23 protein-coding genes are annotated in these 24,686 nt (G+C 68.6%); 12 read left to right on the top strand and 11 right to left on the bottom strand.

The window, feature by feature from the left end:
- Nucleotides 1–119 precede the first annotated feature (119 nt).
- The 6 genes from G6N66_RS21785 to G6N66_RS21760 all read left to right on the top strand — a co-directional run bounded on the left by G6N66_RS21785 (nucleotide 120) and on the right by G6N66_RS21760 (nucleotide 8,127).
- Nucleotides 120–1,055: a DUF5336 domain-containing protein gene (locus G6N66_RS21785; protein WP_085234890.1), complete on the top strand. Its 936-nt coding sequence runs from the start codon at nucleotides 120–122 to the stop codon at nucleotides 1,053–1,055.
- Nucleotides 1,056–1,103: 48 nt separating this feature from the next.
- Complete coding sequence (locus G6N66_RS21780) at nucleotides 1,104–2,363, top strand: cell division protein PerM (protein WP_085234889.1); 1,260 nt, start codon at nucleotides 1,104–1,106, stop codon at nucleotides 2,361–2,363.
- Between the two features lie 61 nt (nucleotides 2,364–2,424).
- Nucleotides 2,425–3,054, top strand: coding sequence for a phosphoribosylglycinamide formyltransferase (gene purN, locus G6N66_RS21775; protein WP_085234888.1), 630 nt, complete (start codon nucleotides 2,425–2,427; stop codon nucleotides 3,052–3,054).
- Nucleotides 3,055–3,061: 7 nt separating this feature from the next.
- Nucleotides 3,062–4,639: a bifunctional phosphoribosylaminoimidazolecarboxamide formyltransferase/IMP cyclohydrolase gene (purH, locus tag G6N66_RS21770; RefSeq protein ID WP_085234887.1), complete on the top strand. Its 1,578-nt coding sequence runs from the start codon at nucleotides 3,062–3,064 to the stop codon at nucleotides 4,637–4,639.
- A 124-nt stretch (nucleotides 4,640–4,763) separates the two neighbouring features.
- Entirely contained in the window at nucleotides 4,764–6,146 is a 1,383-nt protein-coding gene (locus tag G6N66_RS21765; RefSeq protein ID WP_085234886.1) for an ATP-binding protein, read from the top strand.
- The gene (locus G6N66_RS21760; RefSeq protein ID WP_085234885.1) at nucleotides 6,139–8,127 is read left to right on the top strand and encodes a vWA domain-containing protein; all 1,989 of its coding nucleotides are present in this window, start codon (nucleotides 6,139–6,141) and stop codon (nucleotides 8,125–8,127) included. Before G6N66_RS21765 ends, G6N66_RS21760 begins: the two co-directional genes overlap by 8 nt.
- Before the next feature lie 36 nt (nucleotides 8,128–8,163).
- Here the strand turns inward: G6N66_RS21760 and G6N66_RS21755 are convergent, their stop codons facing one another.
- From G6N66_RS21755 to G6N66_RS21725, 7 genes are all read right to left on the bottom strand, one after another.
- A complete protein-coding gene (locus G6N66_RS21755) occupies nucleotides 8,164–8,763 on the bottom strand; it encodes a DUF1707 SHOCT-like domain-containing protein (protein WP_085234884.1) in 600 nt (199 codons plus the stop codon).
- Between the two features lie 79 nt (nucleotides 8,764–8,842).
- Nucleotides 8,843–9,610, bottom strand: a complete 768-nt coding sequence (locus G6N66_RS21750) for an enoyl-CoA hydratase family protein (protein WP_085234883.1) — start codon at nucleotides 9,608–9,610, stop codon at nucleotides 8,843–8,845.
- Nucleotides 9,610–10,776 carry an acyl-CoA dehydrogenase family protein gene (locus G6N66_RS21745; RefSeq protein WP_085234882.1) on the bottom strand — a complete coding sequence of 389 codons (1,167 nt, stop codon included), beginning with the start codon at nucleotides 10,774–10,776 and terminating at the stop codon, nucleotides 9,610–9,612. The genes G6N66_RS21750 and G6N66_RS21745 overlap by 1 nt, the downstream gene beginning before the upstream one ends.
- On the bottom strand, nucleotides 10,773–12,755 hold the full coding sequence (locus tag G6N66_RS21740) for an acetyl/propionyl/methylcrotonyl-CoA carboxylase subunit alpha (RefSeq protein ID WP_085234936.1): 1,983 nt from the start codon (nucleotides 12,753–12,755) through the stop codon (nucleotides 10,773–10,775). Before G6N66_RS21740 ends, G6N66_RS21745 begins: the two co-directional genes overlap by 4 nt.
- Nucleotides 12,756–12,760: 5 nt before the next feature.
- Nucleotides 12,761–14,356: an acyl-CoA carboxylase subunit beta gene (locus G6N66_RS21735; protein ID WP_085234881.1), complete on the bottom strand. Its 1,596-nt coding sequence runs from the start codon at nucleotides 14,354–14,356 to the stop codon at nucleotides 12,761–12,763.
- Nucleotides 14,353–15,501, bottom strand: a complete 1,149-nt coding sequence (locus G6N66_RS21730; protein ID WP_085234880.1) for an acyl-CoA dehydrogenase family protein — start codon at nucleotides 15,499–15,501, stop codon at nucleotides 14,353–14,355. The genes G6N66_RS21735 and G6N66_RS21730 overlap by 4 nt, the downstream gene beginning before the upstream one ends.
- Nucleotides 15,498–17,180, bottom strand: a complete 1,683-nt coding sequence (locus tag G6N66_RS21725) for an acyclic terpene utilization AtuA family protein (protein ID WP_139825385.1) — start codon at nucleotides 17,178–17,180, stop codon at nucleotides 15,498–15,500. Before G6N66_RS21725 ends, G6N66_RS21730 begins: the two co-directional genes overlap by 4 nt.
- A gap of 210 nt (nucleotides 17,181–17,390) precedes the next feature.
- Between G6N66_RS21725 and G6N66_RS21720 the strand changes: the two genes are divergently transcribed.
- From G6N66_RS21720 to G6N66_RS21695, 6 genes are all read left to right on the top strand, one after another.
- On the top strand, nucleotides 17,391–17,681 hold the full coding sequence (locus G6N66_RS21720) for a CDGP domain-containing protein (protein WP_085234878.1): 291 nt from the start codon (nucleotides 17,391–17,393) through the stop codon (nucleotides 17,679–17,681).
- Nucleotides 17,682–17,817: 136 nt separating this feature from the next.
- A complete protein-coding gene (gene rpmF / locus G6N66_RS21715; protein ID WP_085234877.1) occupies nucleotides 17,818–17,991 on the top strand; it encodes a 50S ribosomal protein L32 in 174 nt (57 codons plus the stop codon).
- A 63-nt stretch (nucleotides 17,992–18,054) separates the two neighbouring features.
- Entirely contained in the window at nucleotides 18,055–18,744 is a 690-nt protein-coding gene (gene mprA / locus G6N66_RS21710) for a two-component system response regulator MprA (protein ID WP_085234935.1), read from the top strand.
- Nucleotides 18,744–20,255 carry a HAMP domain-containing sensor histidine kinase gene (locus tag G6N66_RS21705; protein ID WP_085234876.1) on the top strand — a complete coding sequence of 504 codons (1,512 nt, stop codon included), beginning with the start codon at nucleotides 18,744–18,746 and terminating at the stop codon, nucleotides 20,253–20,255. Before mprA ends, G6N66_RS21705 begins: the two co-directional genes overlap by 1 nt.
- Nucleotides 20,256–20,341: 86 nt before the next feature.
- On the top strand, nucleotides 20,342–21,874 hold the full coding sequence (locus G6N66_RS21700; protein ID WP_085234875.1) for a S1C family serine protease: 1,533 nt from the start codon (nucleotides 20,342–20,344) through the stop codon (nucleotides 21,872–21,874).
- Nucleotides 21,874–22,431, top strand: a complete 558-nt coding sequence (locus G6N66_RS21695) for a MogA/MoaB family molybdenum cofactor biosynthesis protein (protein WP_085234874.1) — start codon at nucleotides 21,874–21,876, stop codon at nucleotides 22,429–22,431. Before G6N66_RS21700 ends, G6N66_RS21695 begins: the two co-directional genes overlap by 1 nt.
- On the opposite strand, the gene mscL is transcribed toward G6N66_RS21695, so the two are convergent.
- From mscL to G6N66_RS21675, 4 genes are all read right to left on the bottom strand, one after another.
- The gene (gene mscL, locus G6N66_RS21690) at nucleotides 22,428–22,886 is read right to left on the bottom strand and encodes a large-conductance mechanosensitive channel protein MscL (protein WP_085234873.1); all 459 of its coding nucleotides are present in this window, start codon (nucleotides 22,884–22,886) and stop codon (nucleotides 22,428–22,430) included. The genes G6N66_RS21695 and mscL overlap by 4 nt on opposite strands.
- A 33-nt stretch (nucleotides 22,887–22,919) precedes the next feature.
- A complete protein-coding gene (locus G6N66_RS21685; protein ID WP_085234872.1) occupies nucleotides 22,920–23,600 on the bottom strand; it encodes an SAF domain-containing protein in 681 nt (226 codons plus the stop codon).
- Between the two features lie 66 nt (nucleotides 23,601–23,666).
- The gene (locus tag G6N66_RS21680; protein ID WP_085234934.1) at nucleotides 23,667–24,014 is read right to left on the bottom strand and encodes an FmdB family zinc ribbon protein; all 348 of its coding nucleotides are present in this window, start codon (nucleotides 24,012–24,014) and stop codon (nucleotides 23,667–23,669) included.
- 75 nt (nucleotides 24,015–24,089) lie between these two features.
- On the bottom strand, nucleotides 24,090–24,683 hold the full coding sequence (locus G6N66_RS21675; protein WP_085234871.1) for a 5-formyltetrahydrofolate cyclo-ligase: 594 nt from the start codon (nucleotides 24,681–24,683) through the stop codon (nucleotides 24,090–24,092).
- Nucleotides 24,684–24,686: the final 3 nt, after the last annotated feature.

Here is a 24,686-nt window from a genome sequence, read left to right as displayed (position 1 = left end):
GCAAGGGGTCGGCAAGTCGCCTCCTCGTGCACTCGTAAACGTGCGCTAGCGTTGGTGATCGAATCGCGTCGCATCCCAAGCGCTGCCCCGGCGTGCACGGCGAAGTAACAGGAGGAGTCATGACCTACTCGCCCGGCAATCCCGGCTATCCGCCCTCGCAGCCCGCCGGGTCATACCCGGGTTCGACCCCGTCCTTCGCCAAAGAGCCCGGTGAAAGCAAGCTTCCGTTCTCGCTGACCATCGCCGTCGTGGTGCTCGGCCTGCTGGTCTACGTGTTGAATTTCTTCCCGACGTTCATCCTGAGCGCCGACGTCGTCACTGGGATGGGCGGTGGCCGCGCCGGTGACGCCGGCATCGCGGTCGCGGTCGCGCTCTTGGCCGCGCTGCTCGCCGGGCTCAGCCTGCTGCCCAAGGCCAAGATCAACACCGGGATCGTCGCCGCGATCGCGGTGTTGGGCGCCCTGTTGGTGATCGCCGAGATGATCAACACGCCCACCGGCTTCACGATCGGCTGGGCGTTGTGGCCCCTGCTGGCCGCCAGCGTGTTCCAGGCGTTCGCCGCGGTCGCCGCGACGTTGCTGGAGGCGGGCGTCATCACCGCCCCGGCGCCGCGGCCCAGGTACGACGCCTACGCCCAGTACGGACAGTACGGGCAGCAATATGGCCAATACGGCCAACAGCCGTACTACGGTCAGCAGGCCGGACAGCAGCAGCCGACACACCAGCCGCCCGCACAGCAGTCGCCGCAGTACGGATCGCAGTACGGCGGTTACGGTTCCAGTCATGCTCCGACCCAGAGCGCGATCCCGACCCAGTCCGCGATTCCGACCACCGGCGGATTCGCTTCCCAGTCGCACCAGTCCGGACCCCAGTCCGGGCCCCAGCCCGCGGCGCAGTCCGGACCCCAGCCGGCGGCGGAGGACGGCCCCTCCACCCCGCCGACCGGATTCCCCAGCTTCAGCCCACCACCGCCCGCTTCGGGCGAGCACTCCGCCGGCCAGGAGCAGCAGTCGCCCTCGTCCGGAACGTCGGGAACCGGGCCGGCCGCGCCGTAACCGTGCGCCCTCGCGCATGGTCGGACCTGTGCACCAGGAGTGACTCGGGTGCAGGACAGTCGGGCAGCGGGCGCTCGACAGGCGCGTGACCTCGTCCGGGTCGCCTTCGGCCCGGCACTGCTCGCGCTGGTCATCGTCGCCGCGGTCACGCTGCTGCAACTGCTGATCGCCAACAGCGACATGACCGGCGCGCTGGGCGCCATCGCCAGCATGTGGCTGGGCGTACATCAGGTGCCGATCTCCATCGGCGGCCGCGAGCTCGGCGTCCTGCCGCTGTTGCCGGCGATGCTGATGGTGTGGGGCACCGCGCGCAGTACGGCGCGGGCGACCTCGCCGCACTCGTCGTGGCTGGTGGTCCGCTGGGTGGTCGCATCGGCGCTGGGCGGCCCGTTGCTTTTGGCCGCCATCGCGCTGGCGGTCATCCAGGACGCTTCGACGGTCCTCACCGAGCTGCAGACACCCAACGCCCTGCGCGCGTTCGTCAGCGTGCTGGTGGTGCATCTGATCGGTGCGGCGATCGGGGTGTGGTCCCGCATCGGCCGACGCACGCTGGCGGCGTCGCCGTTGCCCAATTGGCTGGGCGATTCCCTGCGCGCCGCCACCGCGGGGGTGTTGGCGCTGTTCGGGCTTTCCGGATTGGTGACGGTGGGGTCGCTGGTCGTGCACTGGGCGACGATGCAGGACCTCTACAACATCACCGATTCGATCTTCGGCCAGTTCAGCCTGACCGTGCTGTCCGTGCTGTACACGCCCAACGTGATCGTGGGCACCGCGGCGGTGGCCGTCGGGTCCAGCGCCCATGTCGGATTCGCGACGTTCAGTTCCTTCACCGTTTTCGGCGGTGATATCCCGGCCGTGCCGGTGCTGGCCGCGGTCCCCACACCGCCGCTCGGGCCGGTGTGGGTGGCCCTGCTGATCGTCGGTGCCTCGTCGGGCGTGGCGGTCGGACAACAGTGCGCCCGGCGCCCGCTGCCGCTCCTGCCGGCGCTGGCCAAGCTGCTGGTCGCCGCGACGGCCGCGGCGCTGGCGATGTCGTTGTTGGCGTACGCGGGCAGCGGCCGGCTGGGCAATTTCGGCCATGTCGGTGTGGACCAGGGCGCCCTGATCATCGGCGTGTTCTTCTGGTTCTCGGTCGTCGGCTGGGTCACGGTGTTGATGGCCGGCGGGATCAGGCGCCGTCCCAGGCCGCGCAAACCCGAGCCCGAGCCCGAGCCCGCCCCCGAATCCGCCGAGGCGCCGGAAGACGCCGCCGAACCCAATGAGACCGCCGAGTCCGAGTCCGAGCCCGAGTCCGACCCCGAGGAGTAGGCCCGCGCGTGACGCCGGTGTCATGCACGGCGCGCGGGTGCCGCCCGACTAGGCTCGCGATGTGTCCGAACCGCTTCACGTGCCGCCGAGTGCCCCCGCGCGGGTGGTGGTGCTTGCATCGGGCACCGGTTCGCTGCTGAGCTCGCTGATCGACGCCGCCACGGGCGACTACCCGGCGCGGGTGGTGGCGGTCGGGGTGGACCGCGACTGTCGGGCCACCGCGATCGCCGAGGCGGCCGCACTGCCGACCTTCACCGTGCGCCTGGCCGACCATCCCAGCCGCGACGCCTGGGACGCCGCCATCACCGACGCCACCGCGGCGCATTCGCCCGACCTCATCGTGTCGGCCGGGTTCATGAAAATCCTTGGCCCGCGGTTTCTTTCACGATTCTGCGGACGCACATTGAACACCCACCCGGCGCTGCTACCGGCATTCGCGGGTGCGCATGCCGTACCCGAGGCGCTGGATTACGGTGTGAAGGTCACCGGCTGTACGGTGCACCTGGTCGACGCCGGAATGGACACCGGGCCGATATTGGCGCAGGAGCCCATCGCGGTGCTCGACAACGACAATGAAGAGACACTGCATGAACGCATCAAGGTCGTCGAACGGCGGCTGTTGGTGGATGTGGTAGCCGCGATCGCCACCCGCGGCGTGACCTGGACCGGACGAAAGGCGACCTTGGGATGAGGCCAGCATGAGCGACGAGTCAAGAAGGGCGATTCGCCGCGCATTGATCAGCGTCTACGACAAGACCGGGCTGGTCGGCCTCGCCCAGGGTCTCAGCGCCGCCGGCGTCGAGATCGTGTCCACCGGATCAACGGCGAAAACCATTGCCGACCAAGGGATACCGGTGACGCCGGTCGAGCAGCTGACCGGTTTCCCCGAGGTGCTCGACGGCCGCGTCAAGACCCTGCACCCCCGGGTGCACGCCGGGCTGTTGGCCGATCTCCGCAAACCCGAGCACGCCGCGGCGCTCGAGGAACTGGGAATCGCGGCGTTCGAGCTCGTCGTGGTGAACCTGTATCCGTTCAGCCAGACCGTCGAATCCGGGGCCAGCGTCGACGAATGCGTCGAGCAGATCGACATCGGCGGGCCGTCGATGGTCCGGGCCGCGGCGAAGAACCACCCCAGCGTCGCGGTGATCACCGACCCGCTCGGGTATGACGGCGTGCTCGCCGCCGTGCGCAACGGCGGGTTCACCCTCGCCGAGCGCAAACGGCTGGCGGCGTTGGCATTCCAGCACACCGCGGATTACGACATCGCGGTGGCGAGCTGGATGGAGTCGACGCTGGCGCCCGAGCATCCCCCGGCGACGTTCCCGCAGTGGTTCGGTCGCAGCTGGCGGCGCTCGGCCATGTTGCGCTACGGCGAGAATCCGCACCAGCAAGCGGCGCTCTACACCGACCCGGGCGCGTGGCCGGGACTGGCGCAGGCCGAGCAGCTGCACGGAAAAGAGATGTCCTACAACAACTTCACCGATGCCGATGCGGCGTGGCGGGCGGCCTTCGACCACGAAGAGACGTGTGTGGCGATCATCAAGCACGCCAACCCGTGTGGCATCGCGATCTCGTCGGTGTCGGTCGCCGACGCGCACCGCAAGGCCCACGAATGCGATCCGTTGAGCGCGTTCGGCGGGGTGATCGCCGCCAACACCGAGGTCAGCGTGGAGATGGCGGAGTACGTGAGCACCATCTTCACCGAGGTGATCATCGCGCCGGCCTACGCGCCGGGGGCGGTCGAAGCGCTGGCGAGCAAGAAGAATATCCGGGTGCTGCTGGCTTCGGAGCCCCTCGCCGGCGGCAGCGAGCTGCGACCGGTCAGCGGGGGCCTGTTGATGCAGCAGCGCGATCAACTCGACGCGCACGGTGACAATCCCGCCAACTGGACCCTGGCCACCGGTGCGCCGGCCGACCCGGCGACCTTGACCGACTTGGTGTTTGCCTGGCGTTCCTGCCGCGCGGTCAAGTCCAATGCGATTGTGATCGCCGCCGACGGCGCCACCATCGGCGTGGGCATGGGACAGGTCAATCGGGTCGACGCCGCCCGGTTGGCCGTCGAACGAGGGAATGCGCGCGGTGACCGGGTGCGCGGCGCGGTCGCGGCCTCCGACGCGTTCTTCCCGTTCCCCGACGGCCTTGAGACGCTGGCCGCCGCCGGCGTCACCGCGATCGTGCATCCGGGCGGCTCGGTGCGCGACGAGGAAGTCACCGCCGCCGCGGCCAAGGCGGGCGTCACGCTGTATCTCACCGGGGCACGCCACTTCGCGCACTAGCGGTTCACGCGCGGACGCAACGGCGCGAAATCACCGGCCGGCGTCAGCCACAGATTAGGGGTCTTTGGCGCCGCAGAGCGGGACACGAGTGACGCATCTCGGCGAGCCGTCGTAGCGTAGAGAGGTGACATCAGCGACCAATCTGCCCCGCACCGTTGGCGAGCTGCGTGCCGCCGGTCATCGTGAACGCGGCGTCAAGCAGGAAATCCGCGAGAATCTGCTGACCGCGCTGGCCGAGGGAGACGACGTCTGGCCGGGCATCCTGGGCTTCGAGGACACCGTCTTACCGCAGGTGGAGCGGGCATTGATCGCCGGCCACGACTTCGTCCTGCTCGGTGAACGCGGCCAGGGCAAGACCCGGCTGCTGCGGGCGCTGATCGGGCTGCTCGACGAATGGACGCCGGTGATCGCCGGGGCGGAGCTGGGCGAGCATCCCTTCACGCCGATCACGCCGGAGTCGATCCGGCGGGCCGCCGAGCTCGGTGACGCCCTGCCGGTGCAGTGGCGGCACCGCAGCGAGCGCTACACCGAGAAGCTGGCCACCCCCGACACCAGCGTCGCGGACCTGGTCGGCGACATCGACCCGATCAAGGTGGCCGAGGGCCGCAGCCTCGGGGACCCGGAGACCATCGCCTATGGCCTGATCCCGCGCGCGCACCGCGGCATCGTCGCGGTCAACGAACTGCCCGACCTCGCCGAGCGCATTCAGGTGTCGATGCTCAATGTCATGGAGGAGCGCGACATCCAGGTCCGTGGTTACACGTTGCGGTTGCCGCTGGACGTGCTGGTGGTCGCCAGCGCCAACCCCGAGGACTACACCAACCGCGGTCGCATCATCACCCCGCTAAAGGACCGGTTCGGCGCCGAGATCCGCACCCATTACCCGCTGGAGCTGGAGGCGGAGATGGGCGTCATCGCGCAGGAGGCGCACCTGAGCGCGCAGGTGCCCGACTACCTGATGCAGGTGATCGCGCGGTTCGCGCGGTACCTGCGGGAGTCCAATTCCGTCGACCAGCGGTCCGGGGTGTCCGCGCGGTTCGCGATCGCGGCCGCCGAGACCGTCGCCGCTGCGGCGCGGCACCGCGGCGCGGTGCTGGGCGAGACGGATCCCGTTGCGCGAGTGGTGGATTTGGGCACGGTGATCGACGTGCTGCGCGGCAAGCTGGAGTTCGAGTCCGGCGAGGAGGGCCGCGAGCAGGCGGTGCTCGAGCACCTGCTGCGCCGCGCGACCGCCGACACCGCGTCCCGGGTGCTCGGCGGCATCGATGTCGGCTCGTTGGTGTCCGCCGTCGAGCACGGCTCCGCGGTGACCACGGGGGAGCGGGTGTCGGCCAAGGACGTGCTGGCCGCGCTGCCCGGCCTGCCGATCGTCGACAAGATCGCGAACAAGCTGGGCGCCGAATCCGAGGGAGAACGCGCCGCGGCGCTGGAGTTGGCCCTGGAGGCGCTGTACCTGGCGAAGCGCATCGACAAGGTGTCCGGAGAGGGCCAAACCGTTTATGGCTAACCGGCATTCGGCGCGTTATTCGGCCTACACCGGCGGGCCGGACCCGCTGGCCCCGCCGGTCGACCTGCGCGAGGCGCTGGAGCAGATCGGGCAGGACGTAATGGCCGGGACCTCGCCGCGCCGGGCGCTGTCGGAACTGCTGCGCCGAGGCACGCAGAGCATGCGCGGTGCTGATCGACTGGCGGCCGAGGCGAACCGGCGCCGACGGGATCTGTTGCGCCGCAACAATTTAGACGGCACCTTGCAGGAGATCAAGAAGCTGCTCGACGAGGCCGTGCTGGCCGAACGCAAGGAGCTGGCCCGGGCGCTGGATGACGACGCCCGCTTCGGTGAACTGCAGCTGGACGCGCTGCCGGCATCCCCGGCCAAGGCCGTCCAAGAGCTGTCCGAGTACAACTGGCGCAGCCCGGAGGCCCGCCAAAAGTACGATCAGATCAAGGATTTACTCGGCCGCGAGATGCTCGACCAACGCTTCGCCGGCATGAAGGAGGCGCTTCAGGGCGCCACCGATGAGGACCGGCAGCGCGTCACCGAGATGCTCGACGACCTGAACGACCTGCTGGACAAGCACAATCGCGGCGAGGACACCCAGCAGGACTTCGAAGACTTCATGGACAAGCACGGCGAGTTCTTTCCCGAGAACCCGCGCAACATCGACGAGCTGATGGACTCGCTGGCCAAGCGTGCGGCCGCCGCGCAGCGCTTCCGCAACAGCCTCAGTCAGGAGCAGCGAGACGAGCTGGATGCCTTGGCGCAGCAGGCCTTTGGATCCCCGTCGCTGATGAACGCCCTGAGCCGCCTCGACGCGAACCTGCAGGCCGCCCGGCCGGGCGAGGACTGGATGGGCTCCGAGCAGTTCTCCGGCGACAACCCGTTCGGCATGGGCGAGGGCACCCAGGCGCTGTCCGACATCGCCGAGCTCGAGCAGCTCGCCGACCAGTTGTCGCAGAGTTATCCGGGCGCCACTATGGACGACGTCGATCTCGACGCGCTGGCCCGCCAACTCGGCGACGAGGCCGCCGTGGATGCCCGAACTTTGGCGGAACTGGAACGGGCACTGGTCAATCAGGGCTTCCTGGACCGCGGTTCCGACGGGCAGTGGCGTCTTTCGCCCAAGGCGATGCGCCGCCTGGGTGAAACGGCGTTACGCGATGTGGCGCAACAGCTTTCCAGCCGTCGCGGCGATCGGGAGCTGCGCCGCGCCGGAGCGGCCGGCGAGCTGACCGGGGCGACGAGGCCCTGGCAGTTCGGCGACACCGAGCCGTGGAACATCTCCCGCACGCTGACCAACGCTGTGCTGCGACAATCGGGGACGGCCACTTGGAAAGGGGGGGCCGGCCCGCTGAAGATCACCGTCGACGACGTCGAGGTCTCCGAGACCGAGACCCGCACCCAAGCCGCCGTCGCGTTGTTGGTGGACACCTCGTTTTCGATGGTGATGGAGAATCGCTGGCTGCCGATGAAGCAAACGGCGCTGGCGCTCAACCATCTGGTGTGCACCCGGTTCCGCTCGGATGCGTTGCAGATCATCGCGTTTGGCCGCTACGCGCGCACGGTGACCGCCGCCGAGCTGACCGGTTTGGAAGGCGTCTACGAGCAGGGCACCAACTTGCATCACGCGCTGGCGTTGGCGGGCCGTCATTTGCGCCGTCATCCCAACGCGCAACCCGTCGTGCTGGTGGTCACCGACGGTGAGCCGACCGCCCATCTGGAGGACGTCGACGCGGAAGGGTCGGGGTCTGCTGTCTTCTTCGACTACCCGCCGCATCCGCGGACCATCGCCCACACCGTGCGCGGCTTCGACGACATGGCCAGGCTGGGCGCACAGGTAACGATCTTCCGGTTGGGCAGTGACCCCGGGCTGGCGCGGTTTATCGATCAGGTCGCGCGGCGGGTGGAGGGACGCGTCGTGGTGCCCGACCTCGACGGGCTGGGCGCCGCCGTGGTCGGCGACTACCTACGGTCGCGGCGCCGCCGTTAACCGCCGAGCAGACATATTTGCGACTGCTCGCGGTAACTAGCGAGCCCGGCGGGCCTTGCGCTTGATGCCCACCCCGCCCCACAGCGAGAAGCCGCAGATTTTCACCGTCGGTGCGCCCGGTGTGCCCTGGCCCAACACCTGGTGATCGAAACCGCCCATCACGCCGTGGCCCTTGATTTCGACGTTGACCTCGGGGGGCAACAGGATAGTTTGCAGGCCCATGATCGAGTACGCGTGGATCTCGACCTCGGTCGAGGTGAAGTCGGCATAGCGCAGATCCAGCACGCCGTTGCCCCACAACGTGAAGGTGGTCAGCTTCTTGGGCACGTTCCACCGGCCGCGCCGCTCGAACCCGCTCAACATGGCGAGCAACAGCGTGGACGGCGCCGGATTGACCTTGCCGCCCCGGCGCGGGTTCACCGGCGAGCCCAGCAGATCTTCCCGTAGCTGGTCCAACTCCTGGTAGGTCGTCGCCGCATAAGCCCTGGTGAGGCGGTCTTCGTAGTCCTTCATTTCCAGGCGGCCCTGCTCGGCCGCATAGGCGAGCAACTGCGCAATCTGGATGCGGTCGGTGTCCGACGCGCGCGACCATTCGTCGCGGGTCTCCCTCGCATCATGTTGCGCCGAGTTGTTCATCACACACGAGCGTACGACCTAAACATTTGACTGCAAGGGGTATGAGTCGGATTCGCTAAACTGCAACCTTCGTTGCGGCTCAGCGTGCCCAACTGGGCGGTCGCTTCTGCAGGAACGCCAGCATGCCTTCCTGCGCCTCCTCGGAGACGAACAACCGGGCCGACTGCTCCGTCAGCCGCTCGGCGTCGCGCTCGAATGCCTCGAGCACCGCGGCCGTGGTGAGCGCCTTCGACGCCGCCAGGCCCTGCGGTGAACCGCGGCCGATGTCGGCGGCCAGTGCCGCCACGGCGGCATCCACGTCGTCGGTCGCCACGGTGACCAGTCCGATCTCCGCGGCCATGCGAGCGTCGAACGTCTCGCCGGTCAGGTAATACCGGGCGGCAGCGCGCGCCGACATCTTCGGCAGCAGGGTCAACGAGATGATCGACGGCGCCACCCCGATCCGAGCCTCGGTCAACGCGAAGGTGCTGCGCGGCCCGGCGACCACGATGTCGCAGGCACCCACCAGACCGAACCCGCCGGCACGGACGTGCCCGTCGATGGCGCCGATCACCGGCAGCGGTGACTCCACGATGTCGCGCAGCAGCGCGGTCATTTCCCGGGCCCGCGCCACCGCCATCTGGTACGGGTCGCCGCTGCCCGCTTCGCTGAGATCCGCTCCGGCGCAGAACGTTCCGCCGGTGTGCCCGAGCACAACCACACGCACCGCCGGGTCGGCCGCGGCATCCCGCAACCCCTGGTGCAGCTGCGTGACGAGCGCGGTGGACAGCGCGTTGCGGTTGTGGGGGGAGTTCAGCGTCAGCCGGGCGATCGAACCGTCGCGGGTGTACTCGACGAGCGTGTCCATCAGTAGCTTCGGGGCAGACCCAGCGACGTCTGCGCGACGAAGTTCAACACCATCTCGCGGCTGACCGGGGCGATCCGTCCCAACCGGGCCGAGGTCATCATCGCGGCCACGCCGTATTCCTTGGTCAGCCCATTGCCGCCCATCGACTGCACGGCCTGGTCGACGGCGCGGTTCGCCGCCTCGGCCGCAGCGTATTTGGCCATGTTGGCGGCCGTGGCCGCGCCGCCGTCGTCGCCGCTGTCGTAGAGCGTGGCGGCCTTTTGCATCATCAGCTTGGCCAGCTCGACCTCGATGTGGCACTGCGCCAACGGATGTGACAGGCCCTGGTGCGCTCCGATCGGCGTGCCCCACACCTGGCGGGTCTTGACGTAGTCGGCGGCCCGGTCCAGCGCGTAGCGGCCCATCCCCACCGAGCTGGCCGCACCCATAATGCGCTCGGGGTTCAGGCCGGCGAAAAGCTGTGCGATGGCGGCGTCTTCGACTCCGACGAGGGCGTCCGCGGGCAGCCGCACGTCGTCGATGAACACCTGGAACTGGCGTTCGGGGCTGATCAGCTCCATCTCGATGGGCGTGTAGGTGAATCCGGGGGCGTCGGTGGGCACCACGAACAACGCCGGACGCAGCTTGCCGGTCTTGGCCTCCTCGGTGCGGGCCACCACCAGCACCGCCTGCGCCTGGTCGATCCCGGAGATGAAGACCTTCTGGCCCTTGAGGATCCAGTCGCTGCCGTCGCGGCGCGCGGTCGTGATGATCTTGTGCGAGTTGGATCCCGCGTCGGGCTCGGTGATCGCGAACGCCATCGTCAGCGAGCCGTCGGCGATCGACGGAATCCAGCGCTTCTTCTGCTCGTCGGTGCCGAACTTGCTGATGATGGTGCCGTTGATGGCCGGCGACACCACCATGAGCAGCAGCGCGCTGCCGGCGGCCGCCATCTCCTCCATCACCAATGACAGCTCGTACATTCCGGCGCCGCCCCCGCCGTACTCCTCGGGCAGGTTCACCCCGAGGAAGCCGAGTTTGCCTGCCTCCAACCACAACTCGTCGGTGTGCTCGTGCGCGCGCGCCTTCCGCAGGTAGTACTCGCTGCCGTACTTGGACGCCCATTCGGAGACGGCCTTGCGCAGCGCCTGGCGCTCCTCGCTTTCGATGAAGCTGGTATCGGTCATGCTGAATCCCCTTCTGTTTCCGGCGCTTCCACCCTTGCTAGGACGGCGCCGACCTCGACTTGTTGTCCGGTCGTGACGTTGAGTTCGGCGAGCACCCCGTCGGCCGGGGCGGTGATGGTGTGTTCCATCTTCATCGCCTCCAACCAGATCAGCGGCTGCCCCGCGGTGACGGTGTCGCCGGCCGCCGCGCCCAGACGGATGACGTTGCCCGGCATCGGTGCTACCAGCGATCCGGGTTCCACCGCGGAACCCGGCTCCGGGAAGCGTGGCAGCGCGACCAGGTGCACCGGCCCGCGCGCCGAGTCGACGTACACGTCGTCGCCGTAGCGCCGCACCGCGTAACTGCAGGCCACCCCGCCACCATCGGCGAGCGCGACCTCGTCGGGCGTGCAGGACACCAGCTGCACCGCGTCGTCGTCGGGCAGCACCAATCCGGTTCGGGTGAACCGGTATTCGATGCGATGCTCGGCACCGGCGTCGTCGTGATAGGCCTTGACTTGATAACCCGACGCCAGATTCCGCCAGCCGCTGGGGATCGAGCCGAACACCGGGGTGACGGCGCGGTTGTGCGCGGCGTCGGCCAGGGCGGCGGCGATCGCCGACACCCGCACCGTTGCGTCGTCGGCCAGCGGCGCCGCGAGCTCCTCGAGCCCGTGCGTCTCGAAAAACGCTGTGTCGGTGGCGCCGTCGAGGAACGCGGGATGGCGCAGCACGTTGACCAGCAACGCGCGGTTGGTCTTCAGTCCGTGCAGACGGGTGCGGGCCAGCGCGTGGGCCAGCGCCAGCGCCGCCTTCCGGCGGGTCGGCGCGTACGAGATGACCTTGGCGAGCATCGGGTCATAGTGGATCGACACCACCGACCCGTCGACGATGCCGGAATCCAGCCGGATCCCGGTCCGCCGTCCCAGCGAGCCGAACTCGGCGCGCACCGAGGGCACGTCGATCGTGTGCACCACGCCGGCCTGGGGCTGCCAACCCTGCGCCGGATCCTCGGCATACAGCCGGGCCTCGATCGAATGGCCTTGGGCGGCGGGCGGTTCGGTATCGAGTCGGCCGCCCTCGGCGACCATGAGCTGCAGTTCCACCAAATCGAGACCGGTGGTCTCCTCGGTGACCGGGTGTTCGACCTGCAGCCGGGTGTTCATCTCGAGGAAGTAGAACTCGCCGCTATCGTCGGCGAGGAACTCGACGGTTCCCGCGCCGGTGTAGCCGATCGCGCTCGCGGCCAGCCGCGCGGCGTCGAACAGCTTGGCCCGCATGCCCGGTGTGCGTTCCACCAATGGTGACGGCGCCTCTTCGATGACCTTTTGGTGGCGGCGCTGAATCGAGCATTCGCGTTCCCCGACGGCCCACACGGTGCCGTGGCCGTCGGCCATCACCTGCACCTCGATGTGGTGCCCGGTGGGCAGGTATCGCTCGCAGAAGACGGTCTCCTCGCCGAACGCGGCCTGTGCTTCGCGCTGGGCCGCGGCGACCTCGGCGGGCAGCGCCGACAATTCGCGCACCACCCGCATGCCGCGTCCCCCGCCGCCCGCGGACGCCTTGATCAGCACCGGAAGCTGGGCTTCGGTGACGGTGTCGGGGTCGAGCTCGTCAAGCACCGGCACTCCGGCGGCCGCCATCAGCTTCTTGGATTCGATCTTGGAGCCCATCGCGCGCACCGCGTCCACCGGCGGGCCGACCCACGTCAGGCCGGCATCTTGCACCGCGGCCGCGAATTCGGCGTTCTCCGAAAGGAATCCGTAACCGGGGTGCAGAGCGTCGGCGCCGGCCGCCCGCGCGGCCGCGATCAGCGCCTCGGCGTTCAGATAGTCGTTGGCGTTCGGCAGTCGCACCCGTGCATCGGCCTCGGCGACGTGCGGCGCGGCCGCGTCCGGGTCGGTGTAGACGGCGACGGTGCCCAAACCGAGTCGTCGGCAGGTGGCGAACACCCGTCGGGCGATCTCGCCGCGGTTGGCAACCAGCACTCGAGTGATCATCGGGTTCACATCCTGAAGACGCCGAAGTTCGACGTCCCCTTGATCGGCGCGTTGGCGATGGCGGACAGACACATTCCCAGCACGGTGCGGGTGTCGCGCGGATCGATCACCCCGTCGTCGTAGAGCATCCCGGACAACACCATCGGCAGTGACTCGGCTTCGATCTGGCCCTCCACGGCGGCCCGCATGGCCGCGTCGGCCTCCTCGTCGACCTGCTGCCCGCGCGCTTCCGCGGCGGCCCGGGCCACGATCGAGAGCACGCCCGCCAGCTGGGCGCCGCCCATCACCGCGGATTTGGCGCTGGGCCAGGCGAACAGGAAGCGCGGGTCGTAGGCGCGCCCACACATGCCGTAGTGGCCGGCCCCGTACGACGCGCCGATGATCAGCGAGATGTGCGGGACGGTGGAGTTGGACACGGCGTTGATCATCATCGAGCCGTGCTTGATCATGCCGCCCTCTTCGTAGTCCTTGCCCACCATGTAGCCGGTGGTGTTGTGCAGGAACAGCAGTGGCGTGTCCGAGCGGTTGGCCAGCTGGATGAACTGGGTCGCCTTCTGCGATTCCTCGCTGAACAACACGCCGCGTGAGTTGGCCAGGATGCCGATCGGATAGCCGTGGAGCTGGGCCCAACCGGTCACCAGCGCGGATCCGTACAGCGGCTTGAACTCGTCGAATTCGGAGCCGTCGACGATGCGGGCGATCACCTCACGCGGATCGAACGGGATGCGTAGATCCGCGGGGACGATGCCGATCAGCTCCTCGGCGTCGAACAGCGGCTCGGCGACCGGCCTCGGCTTCGGCCCGAGTTTGACCCAGTTCAGCCGGCCCACGATGCGGCGGCCGATGCGGATCGCGTCCAGTTCGTCGTGCGCGAAGTAGTCGGCCAAACCCGATATGCGGGCATGCATTTCGGCGCCGCCGAGCGATTCGTCGTCAGACTCCTCGCCGGTGGCCATCTTCACCAGCGGGGGCCCGGCCAGGAACACTTTGGACCGCTCCTTGATCATCACCACGTGGTCGGACATCCCGGGTATGTAGGCGCCGCCCGCGGTGGAGTTGCCGAATACCAGTGCGATGGTAGGGATTCCGGCCGCCGATAGGCGGGTGAGGTCGCGAAACATCTGCCCGCCCGGGACGAAAATCTCCTTCTGAGTGGGCAGGTCGGCGCCACCGGATTCCACCAGTGAGATCACCGGCAACCGGTTCTGCTGGGCGATCTGGTTGGCCCGCAGTATCTTTCGCAGCGTCCACGGGTTGCTGGTGCCGCCCTTGACCGTCGGGTCGTTGGCGACGATCAGGCATTCGACGCCGCTGACCGCGCCGATGCCGACGACGGTGCTGGCGCCGATCTGGAAGGCGCTGCCGTACGCCGCCAGCGGGCTCAGTTCCAGGAACGGCGAGTCCGGGTCGACGAGCAGCTCGATGCGTTCCCGCGCGGTCAGTTTGCCGCGGGCGTGGTGGCGCTCGACGTACTTGGCGCCGCCGCCCTCAAGCGCTTTGGCGAGTTCGGCGCCGATCTCGTCGAGCCTGGCGGTCGCCGCCGACGCGGCCTCGGTGTAGGTATCCGAATGAGGGTCGAGGGTGGACTGCAGGACGGTCACGATTGATATCCCAGCGTCTTGGCGGCCAGTGCGGTCAAAATTTCCGTGGTCCCTCCGCCGATGCCCAGGATGCGCATGTCCCGGTATTGGCGTTCGACTTCGGATTCGGCCATGTAGCCCATGCCGCCGAACAACTGGACCGCCTGGTTGGCCACCCATTCGCCGGCTTCCACCGCCGTGTTCTTGGCGAAGCACACCTGCGCGATCAGGTTGGTGTCGCCGGCCAACTGGCGCTCCACCACGCTGCGCGCATACACCCGGGCCACATCGATCCGGCGGGCCATTTCGGCCAGCGTGTTCTGCACCGACTGGCGGCTGATTAGGGGGCGGCCGAACGTCTCGCGGTCGCGACACCACTGGGCGGTGATGTCCAGGCACCGCTGTGCACTCGAATACGCCTGTGCGGCAAGGCCGATCCGCTCGGACACAAACGCCTGGGCAATCTGCAGGAACCCGCTGTTCTCGGGGCCGACCAGATTGGCCGCGGGCACGCGGGCGTCGACGAAGGACAGCTCGGCGGTGTCCGAAGACCGCCAGCCCATCTTGTCCAGCTTGCGGCTGACCTCAAAGCCCGGCGTGCCCTTCTCCACCACCAGCAGCGAAACCCCTGCCGCGCCGGGGCCGCCGGTGCGCACCGCGGTCACGACGTAGTCCGCGCGGACGCCGGAGGTGATGTAGGTCTTGGCGCCGTTGACGACGTAGTGATCACCGTCCAAGACCGCCGAAGTCCGCAGATGCCCGACATCGGAGCCGCCGCCGGGTTCGGTGATGGCCAGCGCCCCGATCTTCTCCCCGGCCAGCGTGGGCCGCACGAACTGCTCGATCTGCCGCTGATCGCCCGCGGCGATCATGTGCGGCACCGCGATGCCGCAGGTGAACAGCGACGCGAAAACCCCTGCGGGCGCACCGGATTGGTGCACCTCTTCGCAGATGACGACCGAGTCGACGCCGTCCCCGCCGCCCCCGCCGACGGCTTCGGGAAAGTTCGCGCCCAGCAACCCGGCCGCCCCGGCCCGCCGGTGCAGTTCGCGGGGCAGCTCGCCGGCGCGCTCCCACTCGTCGGCGTGCGGCAGGATCTCGCGTTCGGTGAACGAGCGCACCGTCTTTCGCAGTTCTTCGCGCTCGGGCGTGTTCCAGATGCTCACAACAAAATCTCCGGGATGTCGACGTGTCGGCTGCGCAGCCATTCGCCCAGCCCCTTGGCCTGCGGGTCGAAGCGCGCTTGATAGGCGACACCCTGGCCCAGGATGCCGTCGATGACGAAATTCAGTGCCCGCAGGTTGGGCAGCACGTGGCGGGTGACGTCGAGGTCGGCCGTCTCGGGAAGCAACTCCTTGAGCAGCTCGACGGTCAATGTGTGGGCCAGCCAACGCCATTGGTCCTCGGTGCGGACCCAGACGCCGACGTTGGCCGAGCCGCCCTTGTCGCCGCTGCGGGCGCCGGCGATCAGGCCCAGCGGCACGCGCCGGGTCGGACCGGCGGGCAACGGCTCGGGCAACGGCGGCGCGTCGGCGGGAGCCAGCTCCAACGTCTCGGTGGCGCAGGGGATGGAGGTCCGAGTCCCGTCGGCGTGCACGGCGACATGCGGCACCTTGGTGGCGTCGACATAGCCGGCGGTGAACACGCCGTATACCTGGCCGTCGCCGGGCGGCGCGGTGACGCTGAAGCCCGGATAGCTCGCCAGCGCCAATTCGACTGCGGCAGAGGAGAACTGGCGTCCGACATTGGCGGGGTCGGGATCACGGACGACGCAGTGCAGCAGTGCGCTGGCCGCTTCTTCGGTGTCGGCGTCGGCGTGGTCGGTGCGGGCCAGGGTCCACTGCAGTTCGGCGGGTTTGACGGTCAAGCCGGATTCCAGCTGTCGTCGCACCAGCTCGGCCTTGGCCTCGATGTCCAGGCCGGTCAACACGAAAGTCATGGCGTTGCGGAACCCGCCGATGCTGTTCAGCGACACCTTCAGCGTGGGCGGGGGCGGTTCGCCGATCACACCGCTGATGCGCACCCGATCGGGGCCGTCATCAAACAGCTCGATGCTGTCCATCCGGGCGGTGACGTCCGGGTTGGCGTAGCGGGCGCCGGTGATCTCGTAGAGCAGCTGGGCGGTGACCGTGTCCACGCTGACCAGGCCGCCGGTGCCCGGATGCTTGGTGATCACCGACGAGCCGTCGTCACGCACCTCGGCCAGCGGAAAGCCGGGGTAACTCAAGTCGGGCACCTCGGTGAAGAACGCGTAATTGCCGCCGGTGGCCTGCACGCCGCATTCGATGACGTGCCCGGCGACCACGGCGCCGGCGAGCCGGTCGTAATCGGCGCGGCCCCAACCGAAGTGCGCGGCCGCCGCCCCGACGATCACCGAGGCGTCGGTGACCCGTCCGGTGACGACGACGTCGGCGCCGTCGTTGAGGCAGTCAACGATGCCCCACGCGCCCAGATACGCGTTGGCGGTCAGCGGCGTGCCCAGCCCGAGCTCCGCGGCGCGGGGGAGCAGGTCGTCGCCTTCGACGTGGGCGATCCGGGCGTCGATGCCCAGGCGGTCGGCCAGCGCCCGCACCGCGTCCGCCAGCCCCGCCGGATTCAGGCCGCCCGCGTTGGCGACGATGCGCACCCCGCGGTCGCGGGCCAGCCCCAAAGACTCTTCGAGCTGGGTCAAAAACGTCTTGGCATAGCCGCGCTCGGGATGCTTCATCTTGTCGCGGCCCAGAATCAGCATGGTCAGCTCGGCCAGGTAGTCGCCGGTGACGTAGTCGACCTCACCGCCGGTGAGCATCTCACGCATGGCCGACAGCCGGTCGCCGTAGAAGCCCGAGCAGTTCGCGATGCGCACGGCATCGGAAGCCATCGGCGTCCTCCCTTCGGGGGCGATCAGCGAGCCGCGCGCCACCAACCAACCGGTAGGTCAGCATAGTCGGATGCCGACAGCGGGGCGAACACCGGTGGTGGCCGGTGACAGTTCATATGACCACCTCAAAGGCGGCGAAACCAGGTACCCAACGCGGTAGCGTCATTGGCACTGGCTTGGCTTCGGGAGACGACCATGAAGCATTGCATCGTTGGAGCGCTGGTTGCGCTGCTAGTGGCGTGCGGGCTGATCGCCGCGGCGCCGCCGGCCAGCGCGGGCTGTCAGTACGGCGGGCTGGTCATCAGCAAGTGCGATGCGCCCGTCCAGCCCGACGGCACCTGGCAGCGTTGCGTCGTCTTCAGTCACACGGCCGGCGGCGGCGCCAGCACCTACCTGGTGCCCGAGCGGCGCTGCGATCAGATGGGCCCTGGCCTGCAACCTTGGGGCCTGGCCTTCGCCGACCCGCCCACGCACATCGACGGCTGAGCGCGCGGCGGCGCTCTGGTTTTGGCGACCAGCAGCCCACCGACTATCCTTTACCGAGATTGTCGCCGCTGGGCCTAACGGCCGATGCCGCGCGACAGACCCGCGAAATCCCTAATCGAGGAGTAAAGGCCCGACCATGGCGACCCCCAAGCGCAGGATGTCGCGCGCGAATACCCGCAGCCGGCGCGCGCAGTGGAAGGCGACCAAGACCGAGCTGGTCGGTGTGACGGTGGCCGGGCAAAAGCACAAAGTGCCTCGTAGGCTGCTCAAGGCCGCCCGCCTCGGCCTCATCGATCTGGACCGCCGTTAATCTAGGCGAATACGCGGCGCGCCTCTCAGGTCGCTCTCAGGCGCTAGGGCGAAACTAGTGGCCGTGCGGATACTTGTCGTCGACGACGATCGCGCAGTGCGCGAGTCGCTGCGCAGGTCGCTGTCCTTCAATGGCTACTCGGTGGAGCTGGCCCACGACGGGGTCGAGGCCCTCGAGATGATCGCCAATGACCGGCCCGACGCGCTGGTGCTGGACGTGATGATGCCGCGCCTGGACGGGCTGGAAGTGTGCCGACAGCTGCGCAGCACCGGCGATGACCTACCCATCCTGGTGCTCACGGCGCGCGACTCGGTCTCCGAGCGGGTGGCCGGGCTGGACGCCGGCGCCGACGACTATCTGCCAAAGCCGTTCGCGCTCGAAGAGCTGTTGGCGCGGATGCGGGCCCTGTTGCGCCGCACCAAGCCCGAAGACGAAGACGCCGAGTCCGTCGCGATGGTGTTCTCCGATCTGGCCCTGGACCCGGTGACCCGCGAGGTCACCCGCGGGCAACGACGGATCAGCCTGACCCGCACGGAATTCTCGTTGCTGGAGATGCTGATCGCCAACCCGCGTCGGGTCCTCACCCGCAGCCGCATTCTCGAGGAGGTGTGGGGATTCGACTTCCCCACATCGGGCAATGCGCTGGAGGTGTATGTCGGGTACCTGCGCCGCAAGACCGAGGCCGACGGTGAGCCGCGGCTGATCCACACGGTGCGCGGCGTCGGTTATGTGCTCAGGGAGACGCCCCCGTAATGGTGTCGTTCCGCCGGCGTCGGCGCGCACCGCTGCGGCCTGCCAGTTCGCTGTCGCTGCGGTGGCGGGTCATGCTGCTGGCGATGTCGATGGTGGCGATGGTCGTCGTGCTGATGGCACTGGCCGTCTACGCGGTCATCTCCAACGCGCTCTACAGCGATATCGATAACCAGCTGCAGAGCCGGGCGCAGCTGCTGATCGCCAGCGGATCGCTGGCGGCCGATCCCGGCAAGGCTATCGAGGGCACCGCCTATTCCGATGTCAACGCGATGCTGGTCAATCCGGGGCACTCGATCTTCAAGGCGCAACAGCCGGGCGAGACGTTGCCGGTCGGGGAGCCGGAGAAGGCGGTCATCCACGGTCAGTTGTTCATGTCGCGGCGCACCGCGGCGGATCAACGCATACTCGCCATTCACCTGCCCAGCGGCAGCTCGCTGCTGATCTCCAAGAGCCTGCGGCCCACCCAAGCGGTGATGACGAAGCTGCGCTGGGTGCTGCTGATGGTCGGCGGCATCGGTGTCGCGGTCGCCGCGGTGGCCGGGGGAATGGTCACCCGGGCCGGGCTGCGCCCGGTGGGCCGGCTGACCGAGGCCGCCGAACGGGTGGCCCGCACCGACGACCTGCGGCCCATCCCGGTGTTCGGAAGTGACGAATTGTCCAGGCTGACAGAGGCTTTCAACTTGATGCTGCGGGCGCTGGCCGAGTCGCGGGAACGGCAGGCGCGGTTGGTCACCGACGCCGGCCATGAATTGCGAACACCGCTGACCTCGCTACGCACCAACGTCGAATTGCTCATGGCCGCAATGGAACCCGGAGCACCGCGGCTGCCGGAACAGGAGATGGTCGACCTGCGCGCCGATGTGATCGCCCAGATCGAAGAGTTGTCCACGTTGGTGGGCGACTTGGTGGACCTCACCAGGGACTCCGGCGGCCAGGTGGTGCACGAGCCCGTCGACATGTCCGAGGTCATCGATCGCAGCCTGGAACGAGTCAGGCGTCGGCGCAACGACATTCACTTCGACGTCTCGGTGATCGGATGGCAGGTCTACGGTGACGCCGCCGGGCTGTCGCGCGCGGCGCTGAACCTCATGGACAACGCGGCCAAGTGGAGCCCGCCGGGCGGCCGCGTCGGCGTCACGCTGCGCCAACTGGACCCGTCGCACGCCGAGCTGGTGGTCTCCGACCAAGGCCCCGGCATTCCACCGCACGAGCGGCGCCTGGTGTTCGAACGGTTCTACCGTTCGACGACCGCGCGGGCGATGCCGGGCTCAGGCCTTGGGCTGGCGATCGTCAAACAGGTGGTGCTCAACCACGGCGGATCATTGCGCATCGAAGACACCGTGCCCGGGGGGCAGCCGCCTGGGACGTCGATCTATGTCCTGCTGCCGGGCCGGCCGATGTCCAAAACCCCGGAGGCCGAACCGGAGATCGCCCCGGCTGGGGAGGGCACGAACTCTCGGGATTCGGCGAACGTTATCTCAGTGGACTCTCAGTCCGCGCGGGCAACCTAGTTCTGCGGCTACTGTTGAAAAAACACGCCGGCCCAACCCGCATCAGGCCGTAGCTACGAAAATATAGAGGAAGAGCGACTTAGCGAATGACGAATCACCCGAGGTATTCGCCACCGCCGCAGCAGCCGGGATACGGTGCTGGGCCCAATCAGCCGGTACCCCCGGCGTATGCCCAGGGGCAGCAGGCGCAGCAGCCCGGCTACAACACCCAGTTCGACTGGCGTTATCAACAGCCGCAGTCGCAGTACCGCCAGCCCTATGAGCCGTTCAGTGCGACCGGCCCGGGGCGGGTGCCCGGTGGCACCGGGACGGGTCCGATTCCCCGCGGCACCGGCCAGGGCCCGATCCCGGGGATGCTTCCGCCCATGCCGGGTCCGGTACCTCAAAAGCGTTCTCGCGCAGGCGTTTTGACCGCCGGTGCGGTGGCGATCGCGGTCATCTCCGCCGGCATCGGCGGGGCGGCGGCGACGGTGGTGGAGCTGGGCACGCACGCCGCGGGCAGCAACGGTGGCGGGCTGATGACCGGCGCGGCGCCCAGCGTTCCGGCGGCGAACACGCCGCCGGGCAGCGTGGAGCAGGTGGCCGCCAAGGTGGTGCCCAGCGTCGTCATGCTGGAGACCGACCTCGGTCGCCAGTCGGAGGAGGGATCCGGCATCATCTTGTCGGCCGACGGGCTGATCATGACCAACAACCACGTCGTCGCGGCCGCCGCCAACCCCAAGGGCGCCGGTGGCCCCGGTAGCCCCGGCGCCCCCGGTAGTCCTGGTGGCCCCGGTGGCCCGGGTGGTCCCGGTGGCCCGGGCGGACCCGGTGGACCCGGTGGCCCCGGTGGTCCGGGTGGTCCGGGTGGTGGTGCACCCAAGACGACCGTGACCTTCTCCGACGGACGCACCGCGCCGTTCACGGTGGTGGGCACCGATCCCACCAGTGACATCGCCGTCGTGCGCGTGCAGGGCGTCTCCGGGCTCAACCCGATTTCGTTGGGCTCGTCGTCGGATCTGAAGGTGGGCCAGCCGGTGATGGCGGTCGGATCGCCGCTCGGCCTGGCCGGCACGGTGACCACCGGGATCGTCAGCGCGCTGAACCGGCCGGTGTCGACGACCGGTGAGTCCGGCAACCAGAACACGGTGCTGGACGCGGTTCAGACCGACGCCGCGATCAACCCGGGCAACTCGGGCGGTGCGCTGGTCAACATGCAGGGTCAGTTGGTGGGCGTCAACTCCGCCATCGCCACCCTCGGCGCCGATTCGGGTGACGCGCAGAGCGGCTCGATCGGCCTCGGCTTTGCGATTCCGGTCGATCAGGCCAAGCGCATCGCCGACGAATTGATTGCGACCGGCAAGGCGAGTCACGCCTCGCTCGGCGTGCAGGTGACCACCGACAAGGGCACCCCCGGCGCCAAGGTGATGGACGTGGTGCAGGGTGGGGCGGCCGCGAGCGCGGGCGTGCCCAAGGGTGTGGTGGTGACCAAGGTCGACGACCGCCCCATCAACAGCGCCGACGCGTTGGTGGCCGCGGTCCGGTCCAGGGCGCCGGGCGACAAGGTGACGTTGACCTATCAGGATCCCAACGGCGGGGGCCGCACGGTGCCGGTCACACTCGGCAAAGCGGAGCAGTGATGAGAGTCGACGCGCCCTTCAACAAGCATCGGTCGGACCGCGGATATACGGTGGCACCCATGGAAAAAGTCGCGGAGTTGGTAGTCGGCCGGGCACTTGTCGTCGTCGTCGACGATCGCACCGCGCATGGCGATGAGGACCATAGCGGTCCGCTGGTCACCGAGCTGCTCACCGAGGCCGGGTTCGTGGTGGACGGCGTGGTGGCCGTCGAGGCCGACGAGATCGAGATCCGAAACGCGTTGAACACCGCGGTAATCGGCGGCGTGGACCTGGTGGTCTCGGTGGGCGGCACCGGGGTGACACCTCGTGACGTCACCCCGGAAGCTACCCGCGACATCCTCGATCGCGAGATCCTCGGGATCGCCGAAGCCATCCGCGCCTCGGGGCTGTCCGCGGGCATCACCGACGCCGCACTGTCCCGCGGTCTGGCGGGTGTGTCGGGAAGCACGCTGGTGGTCAACCTCGCCGGATCCCGGTATGCGGTGCGCGACGGGATGGCGACGCTAAACCCGTTGGCCGCTCAGATCATCGGGCAGTTGTCGAGCCTGGAAATCTAGCCTTCGGCGTCGGCGCGGGGCCCGTGCTCCGGCGGCGGGGTGTGGGCGGTTCCCCCGTGCTTGCCCGACGAGGATGCCCCGTTGCCTTGCGAGAGTAGGTCGCGGATTTCGGTCAGCAGCACGATCTGCGCGTCGTCCGCCTGCTCGACCTCACCGCGCTTGCGCAGCGTGTTGTAGGGCAGCACGACGAAGAAATAGACCACGAACGCAACCAGAAAGAAGTTGATCGCCGCCGACAGCAGGATGTTGAGGTCGATCGTCTGACCCCCGCCGATGCCGATCCGCAAGACGCCGACGTTGGAGTTCTGGTTGACGCCGACCCGGTTGATCAGCGGCGTGATAATGCTGTCGGTGAACTTGGTGACCAACGCGGTGAACGCCGTGCCGATGACGACCGCGACGGCGAGGTCGACGATGTTGCCCCGCGAGAGAAACTCCTTGAACCCTTTGAACATGCGGAGGTCCTTTCTGGTCTGGACGCAGAGTGCTCAGTGCAGGATCAGGGTTACCGTTTGACCCAACGCCGAACCTGCCACCGTGTTCGCCAGGCGAGCCGGAAGCGCAACCAACACTACGCGGTCACCCCCGGCGGACTGGGCTTTCTCCTTGGCCGACACGAGGACAACGACGGCGTCGGTAGCTAGCAAGGTGGCCGCCGCCTTGCTGCTCGCCGGGGCAGCGCCCGGGGCGTCGTTGGCCGGCGCCGCCAGCACGTCGACGACGTCGCCGACCCGAATCAGGTCGATCAGCGCGCTGTCCGCCAGGTGCAGGGGGACGATGCGGGCGCCGGGCCCGGCGGTTAACTCGGCCAGCCGGCTGCCCAGCAGCCGCACGTCGGTGAGCACCTCGCCGCGCCGTGTCGGGCTGGCCAGTGTGGATCCGACCACCGCGCTTAGCTCGGTGCGTGACCCATCGGGAACCGTTGTGGCCGAACGTGTTTCGAGTCGGACATCGTCGGAAGCCAGCGCGGTGCCGGGCGGCAGGTCGCGCGCGGCGACCACCACGTCGGCACGATCATCGTCGGGATTCGACCGCAACGTGGCCACGCCCGCCAACACCACCAGCACGGCGGCGGCCACCCGCCGGAACGCGACGGTGCGCGTCCAATCCGGGCGCAACCACACCGCTATCCGGGTGACCAGGGTTGGGTTCAGTGAGGGTTCGGCCACGCTGCACACGCTAGGCGGCGTGCGATGGCGACAACGCCCGTCGGGCGGCGCGCTGTGGATAACCGGTTAGCTCGAGGCCGCCGCCGTGGCCGGCGTGGAGCTGCTGCTGCCGCTGCCGCTGCTCGATTTGTCGGACTTTTCGGTAGAGCTCGACGTCTTGGTCTCGCTGGAGCTCGAACTCGTCCCCGACTCGCCGCCCGACGACCCGTTGCTCGAGCCCGCCGATTTCTTGCCCGATTCGCGACTGTCGGTCCGGTAAAAGCCGCTGCCCTTGAACACGACGCCGACCTTGCCGAAGAGCTTGCGCAGCCGGCCGGAGCACTTCTCGCACTCGGTCAGCGCGTCGTCGGTGAAGGCTTGCACAACGTCGAAGCGGTCGGCGCACTGGGTGCACTGATAGCTGTAAGTCGGCACAAAAACCTCCGGATGATGTGAAACCTGAATTAGCACTCTACCGCGTCAAGTGCTAGAACCGCCACGTGATGGCGATCATTCCCGGATCGGCAGCGCGACGATGCCGCGCCGCGGCGTGAGCGCGTCGGTCATCGGGACGTCGTGCGGTTCGGCCGGCAACTCCCGCACCAGCTCGTCATCGCGGACCACGGCGATCAGCCGCGCGTGCGGATCGCGGCCCGGCAGCGACCGGTCATAGAAGCCGCGGCCCCGGCCCAGCCGCGCGCCGCGGCGATCAATCGCCAGCGCCGGCACGAACACCACGTCGGCCTCGGCCAGAGCGGACGCGGGCAGCCAGGGTTCGGGTGGTTCGAGCAGCCCCCAGAGCCCGCGGGTCAGCGCGCCCGGGCGGTACTCGGCCCATTGCAGCGGCGCGGGGGTGTTGTCGTCGGCGATCCGCGCAACCGGCAGCAGCACCCGCCCCGCTCGGCGCAGCAACCTGTCCAGCAGCTCGACGGACCCCGGCTCGGTGCCCACCGGCACGTAGGCGCAGACCGTGCTGCCCTGGCTCACCACCGCCTCCGCGTGCTCGCCCAGCATGCTTGCCTCGGCGGCCCGAACCTCCTCGGCAACGTCGCGGCGGGCCAGCATCAGCTGCTCCCGCAAGGTTGCTTTGGTCAGGTTCGACATGGT

The sequence above is a fragment of the Mycobacterium conspicuum genome (assembly GCF_010730195.1).
In the GTDB taxonomy this organism is placed as follows: Bacteria; Actinomycetota; Actinomycetes; order Mycobacteriales; family Mycobacteriaceae; genus Mycobacterium; species Mycobacterium conspicuum.
The sequence above is the reverse complement of the archived record's forward strand: the minus strand, read 5'-3'. Positions and strand labels throughout refer to the sequence as shown.

Coding starts and splice junctions, on each gene's coding strand:
- G6N66_RS21720 (WP_085234878.1), top strand. CDS start 17,391: ATGAAGCATTGCATCGTTGGAGCGCTGGTTGCGCTGCTAGTGGCGTGC.
- G6N66_RS21760 (WP_085234885.1), top strand. CDS start 6,139: ATGGCTAACCGGCATTCGGCGCGTTATTCGGCCTACACCGGCGGGCCG.
- purH (WP_085234887.1), top strand. CDS start 3,062: ATGAGCGACGAGTCAAGAAGGGCGATTCGCCGCGCATTGATCAGCGTC.
- rpmF (WP_085234877.1), top strand. CDS start 17,818: ATGGCGACCCCCAAGCGCAGGATGTCGCGCGCGAATACCCGCAGCCGG.
- G6N66_RS21705 (WP_085234876.1), top strand. CDS start 18,744: ATGGTGTCGTTCCGCCGGCGTCGGCGCGCACCGCTGCGGCCTGCCAGT.
- G6N66_RS21785 (WP_085234890.1), top strand. CDS start 120: ATGACCTACTCGCCCGGCAATCCCGGCTATCCGCCCTCGCAGCCCGCC.
- G6N66_RS21755 (WP_085234884.1), bottom strand. CDS start 8,763: ATGAACAACTCGGCGCAACATGATGCGAGGGAGACCCGCGACGAATGG.
- G6N66_RS21740 (WP_085234936.1), bottom strand. CDS start 12,755: ATGATCACTCGAGTGCTGGTTGCCAACCGCGGCGAGATCGCCCGACGG.
- G6N66_RS21745 (WP_085234882.1), bottom strand. CDS start 10,776: ATGACCGATACCAGCTTCATCGAAAGCGAGGAGCGCCAGGCGCTGCGC.
- G6N66_RS21675 (WP_085234871.1), bottom strand. CDS start 24,683: ATGTCGAACCTGACCAAAGCAACCTTGCGGGAGCAGCTGATGCTGGCC.
- G6N66_RS21700 (WP_085234875.1), top strand. CDS start 20,342: ATGACGAATCACCCGAGGTATTCGCCACCGCCGCAGCAGCCGGGATAC.
- G6N66_RS21750 (WP_085234883.1), bottom strand. CDS start 9,610: ATGGACACGCTCGTCGAGTACACCCGCGACGGTTCGATCGCCCGGCTG.
- mscL (WP_085234873.1), bottom strand. CDS start 22,886: ATGTTCAAAGGGTTCAAGGAGTTTCTCTCGCGGGGCAACATCGTCGAC.
- G6N66_RS21695 (WP_085234874.1), top strand. CDS start 21,874: ATGAGAGTCGACGCGCCCTTCAACAAGCATCGGTCGGACCGCGGATAT.